1 protein-coding gene is annotated in these 658 nt (G+C 33.7%); it reads right to left on the bottom strand.

The window, feature by feature from the left end:
- Positions 1–584, bottom strand: a 584-nt coding sequence (locus CDO51_RS13125; protein WP_205842273.1) for an IS256 family transposase, incomplete at its 3' end; no start/stop codon positions are given.
- Positions 585–658 lie beyond the last annotated feature (74 nt).

Raw genomic sequence — 658 nt, 5'->3', positions numbered from 1 at the left:
TCTAAATCAATCCCAATAGCCATATATGCTGCCTTATTCACTATTCGACCATCTTGTCTCACTTTGTAGTGGACGGCATCCATGACTACATGTGCATAGACTCTTGATAATGGACGATTTTGCCATTCTTTAATCAAAGGAACTATTTTATCTGTTATTCCAGAGATTAATGTAGGTGAAGCATCTACGCCATAAAGATCTTGTAAATGAGCTTGTATATCTCTTACCGTCATACCCTTTGCATACATACTTAATACTTGATCATCAATACTTGATATATCTCTCTGATTCTTTTTCACTATTTGTGGTTCAAATTCTCCTTCACGATCTCTTGGTACTTCGATTTCTATATTGCCATAATTTGATCTTAGTTGCTTTTCTCTCTTTCCATTTCGACTATTTGTAGTTTCCTTTTCTCGGTAATCATACTTCGAGTAACCCAGTTCATGATCAAGTTCACTTTCTAGCATTTCTTCTATTAGTTCACCAAATTGCTCCTTTAAAACTTCTTGAATATCATTTACATCTTTTAGTTTACCTTGTTTCATCATTTCTCTTACTTGCTTTTTGTCTATTAAATTCATAACGGTGCAAACCTCCCATTCTATTTTTATTATACATCATTTCGGAAGGTTTACACCGTTTATTTTACACTCTC

It is taken from the genome of Natranaerobius trueperi (assembly GCF_002216005.1).
In the GTDB taxonomy this organism is placed as follows: Bacteria; Bacillota; Natranaerobiia; order Natranaerobiales; family Natranaerobiaceae; genus Natranaerobius_A; species Natranaerobius_A trueperi.
Note: the sequence above shows the minus strand (reverse complement) of the source record. Positions and strands in the feature narration are given on the sequence as shown.